General features: G+C 58.9%; 13 protein-coding genes. 6 read left to right on the top strand and 7 right to left on the bottom strand.

Annotation, left to right across the window (positions count from 1 at the left end):
• The 3 genes from QE432_RS09955 to traC all read right to left on the bottom strand — a co-directional run.
• The coding region (locus tag QE432_RS09955; RefSeq protein ID WP_306624049.1) for a type IV secretory system conjugative DNA transfer family protein at positions 1-906 on the bottom strand (906 nt) is incomplete at its 3' end.
• On the bottom strand, positions 893-1,108 hold the full coding sequence (gene traD / locus QE432_RS09950; RefSeq protein WP_162705247.1) for a type IV conjugative transfer system coupling protein TraD: 216 nt from the start codon (positions 1,106-1,108) through the stop codon (positions 893-895). The genes QE432_RS09955 and traD, both read right to left, overlap by 14 nt.
• Positions 1,109-1,112: 4 nt before the next feature.
• Positions 1,113-1,409, bottom strand: coding sequence for a conjugal transfer protein TraC (gene traC, locus QE432_RS09945; protein ID WP_130692436.1), 297 nt, complete (start codon positions 1,407-1,409; stop codon positions 1,113-1,115).
• Positions 1,410-1,661: 252 nt separating this feature from the next.
• On the opposite strand from traC, the gene traA reads away from it, so the two are divergent.
• The 5 genes from traA to QE432_RS09920 all read left to right on the top strand — a co-directional run bounded on the left by traA (position 1,662) and on the right by QE432_RS09920 (position 7,949).
• Entirely contained in the window at positions 1,662-4,964 is a 3,303-nt protein-coding gene (gene traA, locus QE432_RS09940; RefSeq protein WP_306624047.1) for a Ti-type conjugative transfer relaxase TraA, read from the top strand.
• Positions 4,961-5,491: a conjugative transfer signal peptidase TraF gene (gene traF, locus QE432_RS09935; RefSeq protein WP_112497099.1), complete on the top strand. Its 531-nt coding sequence runs from the start codon at positions 4,961-4,963 to the stop codon at positions 5,489-5,491. Before traA ends, traF begins: the two co-directional genes overlap by 4 nt.
• The gene (locus QE432_RS09930; RefSeq protein ID WP_112497098.1) at positions 5,412-6,707 is read left to right on the top strand and encodes a conjugal transfer protein TraB; all 1,296 of its coding nucleotides are present in this window, start codon (positions 5,412-5,414) and stop codon (positions 6,705-6,707) included. The genes traF and QE432_RS09930 overlap by 80 nt, the downstream gene beginning before the upstream one ends.
• 10 nt (positions 6,708-6,717) lie before the next feature.
• Positions 6,718-7,326 carry a TraH family protein gene (locus tag QE432_RS09925; protein ID WP_306624045.1) on the top strand — a complete coding sequence of 203 codons (609 nt, stop codon included), beginning with the start codon at positions 6,718-6,720 and terminating at the stop codon, positions 7,324-7,326.
• A 314-nt stretch (positions 7,327-7,640) separates the two neighbouring features.
• A complete protein-coding gene (locus QE432_RS09920) occupies positions 7,641-7,949 on the top strand; it encodes a transcriptional repressor TraM (protein ID WP_112497096.1) in 309 nt (102 codons plus the stop codon).
• 9 nt (positions 7,950-7,958) lie between these two features.
• On the opposite strand, the gene traR is transcribed toward QE432_RS09920, so the two are convergent.
• Positions 7,959-8,663 (bottom strand): autoinducer-binding transcriptional regulator TraR, encoded by a 705-nt coding sequence (gene traR / locus QE432_RS09915; protein WP_112497095.1) that lies wholly within the window; start codon positions 8,661-8,663, stop codon positions 7,959-7,961.
• Positions 8,664-8,973: 310 nt separating this feature from the next.
• Positions 8,974-9,567 (bottom strand): nitroreductase family protein, encoded by a 594-nt coding sequence (locus QE432_RS09910; protein ID WP_107677965.1) that lies wholly within the window; start codon positions 9,565-9,567, stop codon positions 8,974-8,976.
• 430 nt (positions 9,568-9,997) lie between these two features.
• Here QE432_RS09910 and QE432_RS09905 point away from each other — a divergent pair, with 430 nt between their 5' ends.
• Positions 9,998-10,897 carry a LysR family transcriptional regulator gene (locus QE432_RS09905; RefSeq protein WP_112497094.1) on the top strand — a complete coding sequence of 300 codons (900 nt, stop codon included), beginning with the start codon at positions 9,998-10,000 and terminating at the stop codon, positions 10,895-10,897.
• Positions 10,898-10,978: 81 nt separating this feature from the next.
• On the opposite strand, the gene QE432_RS09900 is transcribed toward QE432_RS09905, so the two are convergent.
• Both QE432_RS09900 and QE432_RS09895 read right to left on the bottom strand, forming a co-directional pair.
• Positions 10,979-11,518 (bottom strand): hypothetical protein, encoded by a 540-nt coding sequence (locus tag QE432_RS09900; RefSeq protein WP_306624043.1) that lies wholly within the window; start codon positions 11,516-11,518, stop codon positions 10,979-10,981.
• 223 nt (positions 11,519-11,741) lie between these two features.
• Complete coding sequence (locus QE432_RS09895; RefSeq protein WP_306624041.1) at positions 11,742-13,196, bottom strand: aldehyde dehydrogenase family protein; 1,455 nt, start codon at positions 13,194-13,196, stop codon at positions 11,742-11,744.

Here is a 13,196-nt window from a genome sequence, read left to right as displayed (position 1 = left end):
TTCCTTGGTATTGCCATGACGACCGATCCAGTCGAGCGCATTGAAGCCGACACCAGACGCGGTCGGATCGAGCACGATCACCTTGCGGCCGGCCTGACGCCGGTGCTCGCTGACCATCGGCGCAACCTCGCTCGACGGATCCAGCACGACGAGGCCGCCGCCCCATTTGAGCGCGGTCGGGATCGTCACCGAGGTCGTCTTGAAGCCACCGGACCCCGCAAAGACGATGCCATGCGACGATCCGAAGGAACCATCAAAGCAGAGCAGCGGTGACTTGCCGCCGGCACCCCAGCTTTGCGGTTCATCAGCGCGAAACTGCATGGTGGCAACACTATCGCGATCGACGCGGTATCTCTCGCCGATGACGATGCCACCGTGCTCGGGAAACAGCTTTGCAGCCTGCTGCATCTTCATCCAGTCGGCCTCGCCGTGGACAGCGCGCCTGCCACCGATCCGTTTCGGGGCTGCCCTTGCGAAGGCGGCATTCCCCTTGATCGCAACCCGCAAGGCGAAGACGCTTCCAATGAACGCGATGCCGGCGCCAATCATCGTTGCTGGATCGGCATAGGCGAGAACCGATTGTCCGGCTGGCACATTGCCGGCAATACCAGCCAAGCGAATGGCCTCGCGTGTCATAGCGATGATGATGACTACAGCACTTCCAGCCAGCACGCTCAGACCGGCGGCCTTGATGTTCATCGAACCGTTGCTTGCGAACAACGCAACAACGCCGATCGCGGCGGCGGCTATATAGGGCAGGGCGAGCCCTGCGCGGCCCAGCATCAGCTTCGCCGGCGCTGATGTTCCGAGCGCCGCCAGCCGATGTTCCATGCCTGGCGTCAGGATCATGGCTGCGACCATGATTGCCGCGGGCAGGATTGTCAGAAGCAGCTTATTCGCCGTCATTGCCGAAGGCCTCCGCGCCGATTGCCACCAGTCGAACCTTCTCCATCTCGTCGCCCTTAATCCGCCTGCCGGCATCGATCAGCAGGCCGAGGAGCAGAGCACGCTTCTCGTAGCGCAGCCCGGCCTTGACGATCAGGCCGCCGAGTTCGATTTTTTCCCTCGTGTCCTTCTTGCGCGCATCTGATGTCAACGCTTTAGCCATGCGCTCAAACCTCACCAGCCCCGCCCGCATCCGCGCCAGGCGACTGCGTCGCGGACGTCCCACTGGCGGTTCGGCCATCTCCAGCGTCTTTCTTCCCGGTCGCAATACCTTTGCCTCCGCGAAACCGTTTGGCGACGTCCTCGAAGGCCGCCTGAAGCTCGGCCTCGTCAATCTCGATTTCCCCGAGACCTGCCTTCAGCGCGATACGTCCGATGCGTTCGGCCTCACGGGTCTCGGCCTGCTTCAGTTGATCCTGCAATCTTGCGATCTCTTCCCTGATCTTCGACGACGGTTTCTTCATTCCGGTTGCTCCTTTGAAGTCTGGGCGTTGCACTTGCGACGCCCAGATTCTTCCGGATGTGCCTGAATTGAAATCTGCAGATCTGCAGATCGCCAAAGGCGATGCTTTTGTGAATGATCCCGCCGTTCCGAAGGAATGGCTCCAAGGGCGCAATTATACGTCGCGATGCGACGCGTTGCTTCTCCGCCCGGTGAGACCGGGCTTTACCGCCACTCCCGACGAACTTGGTTCTAACCGGGAGCGCTCTTCGCCGTGGCAATTGCCCATTTCTCAGCCAGCATCGTCAGCCGCGGCTCGGGCCGCAGCGTGGTGCTGTCTGCGGCCTACCGGCACTGCGCGAAGATGGAATACGAGCGTGAGGCCCGCACCATTGACTACACGCGCAAACAAGGCTTGCTGCACGAAGAGTTCGTGATCCCCTCGGATGCACCCGAATGGGTGCGCAGCCTCATTGCCGATCGCTCTGTTTCGGGCGCTGTCGAGGCCTTCTGGAACAGGGTCGAAGCTTTCGAGAAGCGTGCCGATGCGCAGCTTGCCCGCGACCTCACCATCGCACTGCCGCTGGAACTGTCGGCCGAGCAGAACATCGCCCTGGTCCGGGATTTTGTGGAGAAACACATCCTGGCGAAAGGCATGGTCGCCGACTGGGTTTACCACGACAATCCCGGCAATCCGCACGTCCACCTCATGACGACATTGCGGCCGCTCTCCGACGACGGGTTCGGGTCGAAGAAAATCGCTGTCATCGGAGAGGACGGCCAGCCGGTGCGAACGAAATCCGGCAAGATCCTTTACGAACTCTGGGCCGGATCGACCGATGACTTCAATGTGTTGCGAGACGGATGGTTCGAGCGGTTGAACCATCACCTGGCGCTTGGCGGTGTCGATTTGCGCATCGATGGCCGCTCCTACGAGAAGCAGGGTATCGATCTTGAGCCCACCATCCACCTTGGCGTCGGGGCCAAGGCGATCGAGCGCAAGGCGGAGCAAAGGGGTGTTCGCCCGGAACTGGAACGGGTCGAGCTGAACGAGCAGCGACGCTCGGAAAACACCCGCCGGATCCTACGCAATCCCGCCATCGTGCTCGACCTGATCACGCGGGAAAAGAGCGTCTTCGACGAGCGCGACGTGGCCAAGGTCTTGCATCGTTATATCGACGATCCCGCGCTCTTCCAGCAATTGATGCTGAAAATCGTCCTAAGCCCGGACGTATTGCGGCTGCAGCGCGAGACGATCGATTTCGCCACCGGCGAAAAGCTGCCGGCGCGCTATTCGACGCGGGCGATGATCCGGCTGGAAGCGACGATGGCGCGGCAGGCGATGTGGCTGTCGAACCGGGAGGGAAGGGGCGTTTCCCACTCCGCTCTCGACGCCACCTTCCGTCGGCATGAGCGGCTTTCCGACGAGCAGAAAGCCGCGATCGAGCGCATTGCAGGACCTGCCCGTATCGCTGCCGTCGTCGGACGCGCCGGCGCCGGCAAGACCACGATGATGAAGGCAGCGCGCGAGGCATGGGAGCTGGCCGGTTATCGCGTCGTCGGTGGTGCGCTTGCAGGCAAGGCAGCCGAGGGTCTGGAGAAGGAGGCCGGCATTGAGAGCCGGACGCTTGCGTCATGGGAGCTGCGCTGGAACCGTGGTCGTGACGTTCTGGACGACAAGACGATCTTCATCATGGACGAGGCTGGCATGGTCGCCTCGAAACAAATGGCGGGCTTCGTCGATGCGGCGGTTCGGGCGGGTGCGAAGATCGTGCTGGTCGGCGATCCCGAACAGCTTCAGCCGATCGAGGCGGGCGCTGCTTTCCGCGCCATTGTCGATCGGATTGGTTACGCCGAACTCGAAACCATCTATCGCCAGCGCGAGGAATGGATGCGCAAGGCGTCGCTCGATCTCGCGCGCGGCAATGTCGAAAACGCATTGAGTGCCTATGGTGCCAACGTCAGGATTACGGGTGAGCGCCTGAAGGCCGAAGCTGTCGAGCGTCTGATCGCCGACTGGAACCGCGACTACGATCAGACGAAGACGACTCTGATCCTCGCCCATCTGCGCCGTGATGTTCGCATGCTTAATGTCATGGCCCGCAAAAAGCTGGTCGAACGCGGCATTGTCGGAGAAGGTCACCTGTTCCGGACCGCCGATGGCGGACGCCGTTTCGACGCCGGCGACCAGATTGTCTTCCTGAAGAACGAGGGATCGCTCGGCGTCAAGAATGGCATGATCGGTCATGTCGTGGAGGCCGCAGCAAATCGCATCGTCGCAACGGTGGGCGAGGGCGATCAGCGCCGCCAGGTGATCGTCGAGCAGCGGTTCTACAACAATCTCGATCACGGCTACGCCACGACGATTCACAAGAGCCAGGGCGCCACCGTCGATAAGGTCAAGGTGCTCGCCTCCCTGTCCCTGGATCGACATCTGACCTATGTGGCGATGACCCGCCATCGTGAGGACCTGCAACTCTATTACGGGACGAGATCCTTCTCCTTCAATGGCGGCCTGGCCAAGGTTCTCTCCCGAAAGAATGCGAAAGAGACGACGCTCGATTACGAGCGCGGGCAGTTCTATCGGGAGGCGCTGCGCTTCGCTGAGGCCCGCGGCCTTCACATCGTTCAGGTCGCTCGCACGCTGGTCCGCGACCGGCTCGACTGGTCGCTGCGCCAGAAGGCAAAGCTCGGCGATCTCGGCCAGCGTCTTGCTGCCTTCGCCGTCCGCCTCGGCGTCACTCAATCCCTACACATTCAACCGATGAAGGAGGCCGCTCCCATGGTCGCAGGCATCAGGACATTCGCTGGCTCTGTCGCCGATACGGTCGGTGACAAGCTTGGCACCGATCCCGCGCTGAAACGCCAATGGGAAGAAGTTTCCGCGCGTTTCGCTTACGTCTTCGCCGATCCGGAAACCGCATTCCGTGGGATGAACTTCGATGCGGTTCTGGCGGACAAGGAGGTGGCGAAGCAGATTTTGAAGAAGCTGGAGGCTGAGCCGGAAACTATCGGTCCATTGAAGGGCAAGACCGGCATTCTCGCAGCCAAGTCAGAGCGCGAAGCACGTCGCGTCGCCGAGGTCAATGTTCCCGCCTTGACGCGGGATCTTGAGCAATACCTTCATATGCGCGAGACCGCGGCAACGAGGCTGCAAACCGACGAGCAGGCGCTGCGCCAGCGGGTCTCGATCGACATTCCGGCGCTGTCGCCGGCAGCGCGCGTCGTGCTGGAGCGAGTGCGTGACGCCATCGACCGCAACGACCTGCCCGCCGCGATGGCTTACGCGCTCAGCAATCGCGAAACCAAGCTCGAAATCGACGGTTTCAACAAAGCCGTTACCGAACGGTTCGGGGAGCGGACGCTGCTGAGCAACGCCGCGCGCGAGCCCTCCGGAAAGCTGTACGAAAAGCTTTCCGAGGGTATGAAGCCGGAGCAGAAGGAGCAGCTAAAACAAGCCTGGCCGGTCATGCGAACAGCGCAACAGCTTGCCGCCCATGAGCGTACCGTCCACTCGCTAAAGCTGGCCGAGGAACAACGTCTTACCCAGCGCCAGACGCCGGTGCTGAAGCAATGAGGAAAAGACAGGTTCTCCTGCTTCTGACCGGCTCCGCCGTCATCATATCCACACTGGCGGCGGCTGCGTTCACGGGTGGCTATCGGCTGAATCTGACCCCAAGCGAACCGCTTGGCCTCTGGCGCATCGAAAAGCTTCAGCGTCCGGTCTCTATCGGCGATCTGGTGTTTTTATGCCCGCCCTCGACAGCCGTTTTCGAAGAGGCGCGGCGGCGCGGATACCTGCGCCGAGGGCTGTGTCCCAGCGGATTTGCGCCGCTGATAAAGTCGGTCGCCGCACTTCCCGGACAGCGTGTCGACATCGCCGATCACGTGCTCATCGATGGTCGCCTGGTTCCCGCATCGTCTGTGTGGCGCACGGACGGCGAGGGCAGGGCAATCAACCCCGATCCCGGCGGTGTCGTGCCGCCGCACCATCTGTTTCTTCACTCACCGTTTGCGAGTTCTTATGACAGCAGATATTTTGGGCCGGTTCCAGATTCCGGTCTTCTCGGCCTGGCGCGGCCGGTCTTCACCTTCCACCCGTGATCGCAGTGACGATCATCTGACCGATCGCTGGAAATCCATCCTGCTGATCATCGCGGCCATTGCCTGCGGGTGGGTCAGCTGGAACGGCGAGGTGCTTCTTCTTCCGCTCGCCATGTTCTTTCCTTTGCTCTGGGCGATGGCGTCGTCACGCTCGATCGCAGCACTTGTTGCGGCGGGCTATTTCCTGGCGGCCTCCCGCGGGTTGCCGCAGGGCGTGGCCAACTTCTATGCCGCCGATCTTTGGCCCGGGCTAGTGCTTTGGGTGATGGCTTCCGCCTCCTTCGTTATCGTCCATGCAGTGCTCTGGACGAAACATCGTGGCGAAGACGGATCCCGGAGAAAAGGAACGGATGCGGCGAGGGCGCTACGCTATCTCATTGTAATAGTGCTTATGGCGCTACCGCCGTTCGGTATCACTGGTTGGGCGCATCCCCTGACAGCTGCCGGTGTGTTGTTTCCCGGCTGGGGATGGCGGGGAGTGGGCGCGACCGCAATCCTGTTGGTCCTCATGACCGGTCGAAGATGGCAAATCGCGGTCGCAGTCCTCGGAGGACTTCACGTCTGGTCCGCCACGAACTGGACGCCCCCGAAACTAACACCCGGCTGGATGGCCGTCGATCTGAAACAAGGTGGAACGCTTGGGCGCGATGGCTCGCTGGCCTATCAACGTGATCTGATTGACACGGTGCGCAAGGCGGGCGAGGCGGGCGAGGATGTTCGTGTCGCGGTGCTGCCTGAAAGTGCACTCGGCTTCTTGACGCCGACCGTGGCGCGGGTCTGGCAGGAGGGTCTCCGTGGCTCGAACCTCACCGTCATCGCAGGTGCCGCCGTCATCGACCCACGCGGCTATGACAATGTCATGGTGGCACTTTCGGCCGACGCAGCAAAGGTCCGTTATCGCGAGCGCATGCCGGTGCCGGGTTCGATGTGGCAACCATGGTTGCGATGGACCGGGCAGGGCGGTGGCGCGCGGGCCGACTTCTTCAGCAATCCGGTGGTCGAGGTTGGCGGGATAAGGATCGCGCCGCTGATCTGCTACGAGCAGCTCGTTCTTTGGCCGGTCCTGCAATCGATGCTGCACTCGCCCGAGGTGATCGTTGCCGTTGGCAATGGCTGGTGGACCGAAAAGACTTCGATCGTCGCCATTCAGAAAGCGAGCGCGATCGCTTGGGCTCGGCTCTTCGACCTTCCCATCGTTATGGCATTTAACACATGAGGTCCCTACAATGCTCGATGCCGTTCTTATCCATCAATGCGCCGATCCGTCCCTGAAGCCTGCGATCGTTGAACAGTTCATCGCGAAGGCCGGATCGCAGGACCCGCTGGCCGTCACCGTGCGTTCCGGCAACCGGGTGGTGCTGGTGCCGAAGCCGACAACGCCGGAAGAGGCATTGGCTCTGATCCGCGACAATCTCGGTCGCAACACCGTTCGCGTCGGTCTCACCCAGTATCCGGCAGGCCTCGGCATCGTCGAGGCTGGTCAGTTGAAGCCGGATATGGTCGAGCCTTGTGAGAATATCCACATGGGGACGACGCTGTTTGCCAAGGTCTTTCGCATCGTTTCGAAATGGTATGGTAATCCAACGGCGAAAGAAGTCCTGCCTCAGGTTATGGATGATGCGGTCCTTGCCTGGCAGACCGGGTATTTCGAAGGGGTGGCAGTGTTCCGTGCAGAGGATCCGGGGCAGGCGGAAATGCCTGAAACGGTCGATCGCGTAAAGCCTGGCCGAAGCGACGCGTTGGAAAACCACGACGATGCGACCGAGGCAAGCCCTACCGATCCGAACAAGGCGGGCATCAGGATCGACCTTTCAGGGGTCGGCGCGAGGCCATGACTCCTATCCGTCTGCAGATCTGCAAAGCGATTGTTATCCGTTGCCCTAGCGGAAACGGCCTGGAGCTTTTATAAGACGGGGCAGGGCGGTACGCGCTGCCCGGGGTGTGGAAACCCTTACTCGGCGGTTGGTGTCGGCCGATACGACACCAGAATCCTCTGGCCATTGGCCGGTGGGCCTGCGACGTATGTCCAGGTGCTCCGGTGCTAAAGGTCGCAGGACTGTCCGAGTACAGTTTCCAACCCCCGGCTTGGGATCAGAGATTAACGTTTGCGGGGGCGCACCGCAGACAATATCCTAGGGTTGGATCACCAATGGTTTTGAAAGATTCAGTAGTGTCGGACACATGTGAACTGCGCCCGGTGATCGGGCTGACGCGCGGACTTTCAAGCGCAGATATCGAGACTTTGACGGCAAATGCTATCCGGCTGCACAGGCAGCTTCTAGAGAAGGCGGATCAACTGTTCCAGGTGTTGCCAGACGACATTAAGATTGGAACGGCTGCGGGAGGCGAGGAGCATCTCGAATATATCGAAGCGATGATCGAGATGCATGCGCAGATGACCGCGGTGAACACGTTGGTTGGACTTCTGGGTTTCATCCCAAAAGTTTCGGTCAACTAAAGTCCGCGGTCAGATTAGTCCAGCCCGGATGGCCAGCGCCACCAGGTGCGGCATCGTATGGATCTGGAAGCGCTTCCTAGCCTCTTCAAGTTTGCTTTTCACCGAATTGTATTTGACGCCTTCGAGATCGGCAGCTTCTTCCATCGTCTTGCCGACCGAGATCCAGTTGAGGTAGGCGGCCTCTTTCGGGTCGAGCCAGGCCGGATGCTGTGCGTCCGGTGTGAGGGGCAGCATCGACATGCGGGTGTGGAGCTGCCCGACAGCTGCCGCCGCCGCGACAGGATCGATATCGCGTTCGAGGTCAATTGAAGATTTGTCTGAAGCGAGCGTGAACATGGAAGTCGATCCATTGGCCGTTCGAATAGGGACGGTGACGCCGGAGCGGATTCCGAAATCCGCTGCCTGATCGAAGAACGCTTGCTCCTCCTTCGCTAGGCGCCGCCGTTCATCCTCTCCACTCCACGTAAAGACCCGCTTCAGCGACTTCGCTCGGTTTACGATCGGATCGATGGCTTCGAATTTTCGCTTGAAGTATATCGCTCGCCATTCGGGGGGGTAGTTTGATGAGGCTATCGTGTGGCCTGGCCGGATGTACAGATAAGCGTAGCCGGAAAATCCCGCTTGTTGGGCGAGATGGGCAAGAGCATCCTTGAGTACATTCTCGTCGCCCCGAAGCGCAGCGAGGTCGATGAGCTTGTCCAGCCAATGTTGCATATTTTACTCCGTAATTGTCAGGTGGGACAGGTCACGAGGGGCTACTCACTGAAGGGCATTTAATCTTAGGTGCAACCCGAGATTGCATAATCCTTTTTATGGAACTTCGCTGTGCAACGCGAAAACTCCAAAGTAAGAACCAATTCTGCCGAAGTAGCGCTAATGCATCTCAAAGAATGAAGTTGAACGGTGGTGCGCTGGCCATAGTGAACAGTTATTGGCTCTTGAGGGAATTTGAACCTTGGATCTACGCTTCAATTTACCTAACCTAATGAATACACTAAGAGGCATCCGTCCTTCTTCCGCAGGTCTAGCGAAAGAAGCTTCGAAAACGGTCATTATCGGAGATGACTGTCTTTGCGGGAAAAGGCGCCTCGTTGGAGCCGAACGGCATCTGCGCGCGTAATCTCCAGGTCTCAGGTATGTTCCAATGCCTTTTGATCTTTGCGTCAACCAGCGGGTTATAATGCTGCAGACTAGCTCCAATTCCGATGCCCGCGAGCGCGATCCAGACCGAAAGTTGAGCCATTCCAGAGGCTTGCTCTGACCAATCTGGGAAGTGATCAGCGTAAAGGGGCCACTGATCTTGTAAGATCCTGATCACATTCCGGTCCTCGAAGAAAAGAACAGCTCCTGCCCCAGCTGCGAAGCTGTCGATCTTTCTAAAGGAGTGCTTCTTAGCTTCTCCTTCGACGATATGACTTAACTCCGACTTCACAATATCCCAGAGTTTTTGATTTTCGTCGCGATGCAAGATCACAACCCGCGAACTCTGCGAATTAAACGCCGAGGGTGATAGGCGAACCGCCTCGCGAATAAGTGCATCGATCTCCTCGTCGGGAAGCGCGATGTTTTTGCCAAGTGAATACTGCGTCCGACGTTTTGCAAGAAGTTGCGCCACCATAATGCTGCTAGCGGATTTTTCGTTTGGCAGCTCCAATTTAATCTCCTAGTTTTCTGTCGAAACAAGCATGAGGCCTGGATCGCCGACGCAATAGCCCGTCTAGGTGAAACCCGTTGTTGCGGAATTACGAACGACGTCGGCACGCCCTTACTGCGTGAATAAAGTTCGGGCGGCTAATGCGGCAGAGTTCCGAGGCGGAGGGCCATCCTCCCTTCCCAAAGTCGACCATAATGCCGGATCAACCTCGTCTCCTATCGCGGCGCTTGAGGGTGATCTTCACCAGGACTGTAACTTGCGTGGTCCGTTAATTCAGCTCGGCCCTCTCATGTTGCTGAAGTTCATTAGTGCGACCGCAGAGCGAATTGGGAACTTGACAATATGTCATGCCCAGTGTTGCAGTAGCTGCAATTACTGGAGGGGGGTGTTGTTAATGGCGGAACCCGAGTCTGTTGAGATCTTGGATCTAATCTCTTTCATTCGGGTGGTTGAAACCGGTAGTATCGCGGGTGCGGCCAGCCGTTTGGGGATTGCCAAATCGATCGTCAGTCGCCGCATCAGTCGTCTAGAAAATTTTCTAGGTGCAACACTCCTCACACGTTCCCAAAAGGGAACAGCTCTCACAGATGTTGGCCGCGAGTATCATGTGCGAGCAGCTTCTGGGCTGGCCGAGTTAGAGTCCGCGCAGGAAATGGTTGTGAGGTCAACGACGGAAGCATCCGGTCAGGTCAGAGTTTCCGTTCCCGTAGCTTTCGGGGAGTTCTGTCTCGCTCCACTGCTGGCAGAGTTCGCCCTGCTCCATCCGCGGATTCACTTTGATGTACGCTTTGAAGATCGTCAGCCGGATCTTGTAGCCGAGGCGTATGACTTGGCGGTAAGGATCGGAAGCATCCCTGATTCCGTGCTAATTACGCGGAAGCTTGCAAAGGTCCGCTGGGCTGTCGTCGCCAGTCCTTCCTATCTGGAAGCAAGAGGGCGCCCCTCAAAGCCTGCTGAACTGGCGACGCATAACGCGATCCTCTACTCCTTTGATACGCTGGGCTGGCGTTTTCAAGGTCCGGATGGGTGGGAACAAGTCCGCGTGAATTCACAATTCCGCTCAGACAATGGCCAAATGATGCTTTCCGCTGCGCGCGCCGGGCTTGGTATCGTGGTGCTGCCCATCTTCATGGTTCAAGATGCGCTCGCTAACGGTGATCTCGAAGTCGTATGTCCGGGCTATAGTCACGCCGGAGCAGATTTGCACATATTGATGCCGCCAGCGCGTGCGGGCATTGCTCGAGTGCGCGCGCTGGTGAACTTTTTGTATGAAAAATTCGAACGTGAGATCTGATGCTATGGCTGCGCCCAATCAGAACCGCATCGCCAAATGTCAACCGGAGAAACGGGCCTACGCCAATGTCGCCGATGGCTTTCAAGTGGCTTTCCCGATAAGGCGGGCGAGCGAGACTTTAGCCAAATCGCCGAAATCCTGCCCGACTTGCGAAAGTGGATCGGTGACGCTGACACGCGGCTCAACGGAGGCCGCTATACGATCGCGCAGATCGGGGTCGGAAATGCTGGCATGTTCGACCAGTGCGCGGATGACAGTGTCGGTTGCGAACTTCTGAGCGCTTTGCGCAAGGGCAGATTTCTCGCGTCTCTCTATTTCGAGCTCCGCATGGCTCTCTGCCTTTCGGCGCCTCGACCGAATTCCGTGTTCTTTTTCCCAATAGCGGGCCGTGCCGCGCCCCAAATAGAGTATTTCCCAGGCGTGCTCTGGATCACCACCCTTGGCCGTGTCCGCATTCGCACCACAAAGGTGCAAAAACAGCTGACGCATGGCGGCATCCGCGAAGTAAGTTTGGGCGGTGGTTGGTGGTCCAAGTGGCTGAAATGCAGCCTCCGATTCCTTTGCCGCCTGGATGATGGCTGCATGTATCGCATCCATCATAGTTCTTTCCGCCTGCTTCAAAGCGTCGACCTTGTCTTGCAAATCATTATCCTCTCGGAAGTTGCTGTATTCAATCAGAGGAGATGCCGACCAATTTTGTCAGATGTCTGCATCGGTCAGCCAAACTGGATTGGTAACATTAAGTGGAGATTACGCCGGAAGACCGAATGCGAATTTCAATTGAAGCTCCAGCAATCGATGCGCTGGCTTAAAGGAAGCACACCTTCTGACCAACTGGCTCCTTTTATCGCAGCAAGCCCGGCTTGAGGGCGATGTGCTTGTACTCGATAAAGTCCTCGATGGCGGCAACACCGTTCAGCCGCCCGAGACCGGATTGCTTGAAGCCGCCCTCCTCGGTCCCGTCGTACACCTTGGCCCAGTCGTTGACGAATACGCTTCCCGCTTCAAGCGCCTGTGCGACCCGTAACGAGCGATCCAGGTCCCGCGTCCAGACCGAAGCGGACAGGCCATAGTCGTTATCGTTTGCTAGCACGACGGCTTCCCGCTCATCTGAGAACCGCTGGATTGTTATGACGGGACCGAACGTTTCCTGCTGCACGATCAGAAGGCTGTTGTCGAATACCTCAAGCATCGAAGGACGGAAAAAAGCACCTTTCGCCAAAGGGCCTTCTGGCACGGGACCGCCTCGAACGACCACAGTTGCACCCTTCGACAGCGCATCTTTCACTACGTTGTCGACACGGGCGACGTTCTCCTTGTCAATGAGTGGCCCCATATCGCTCGCCGGGTCCGATGCCGGCCCGACCTTGACAGCACGCAGCCTTTCGGCGAGGCGGTCGCGCACCAGTTCATAGATTGAACTCTGCACCAGTAGGCGTGAGCCGGTCATGCAGAACTGACCAGCAAAGATGGTGAGAGCCTTTTCGAGAACAGGCAGCATGGCTTCAATGTCGGCATCGTCAAACACGATCATTGGGGTCTTGCCGCCGAGTTCGAGCCCGAACCGCTTCATTCTCTTCGCACCGATAGCCCCGATGGTTCGCCCGGTCTGTGTGCTTCCAGTGAAGCTGATCGTCGGCACGTCGGGACTTTCAACCAGAAGCGCAGCGCCGTCTGAACCGCTTTCGACGAACATGTTCACGACGCCTTCCGGCAGGTCTGTCGCTTCCGCGAGGACCTCGGTTAGAACACTGGCGATCTGCGCCGTCTGACCAGGCATCTTGACGACGACCGTGCAGCCGGCGGCGAGCGCTGGAGCGAATGAACGAACCGACAATATGACGGGAGAATTCCAAGGGACGATGATCCCCGCCACTCCCATCGGCTGGCGCAGAATCACGGAGAGGCTGCCGGGCTTGGGCGATGTCGCTCGCCCTGCCTCCGTACGCACCATAGCAGCCCAGTATCGAAGCTTGCTCGGACTACCGTCGATCTCCAGCGCCGCCTCGCCGAGCAGTTTGCCATTTTCAAGGGAAAGGATGTCGATCAGGCGTTCGCGATTTCGCTCGATTGCCGATGCCATCTGATCGAGCACCCTTGCCCGAAGCTCAGCATCGTCGCGCCAAGCGGTTCCGCGGAATGCGCGTTTTGCGGCTTCGATAGCAGAGTGCGCGGCCGCTCCGCCATCGTCCGGATAATCTCCGATCGTCTCATATGTCGCCGGATCGATGGAGCGACCGCGTTTGGAAGACGAGACAAAGGTGCCGTCGATCCAGTTGCTTGCGGAGAACGTTGTCAT

The sequence above is a fragment of the Agrobacterium sp. SORGH_AS_0745 genome (genome assembly GCF_030818995.1).
Lineage (GTDB): Bacteria > Pseudomonadota > Alphaproteobacteria > Rhizobiales > Rhizobiaceae > Agrobacterium > Agrobacterium tumefaciens.
Note: the sequence above shows the minus strand (reverse complement) of the source record. Positions and strands in the feature narration are given on the sequence as shown.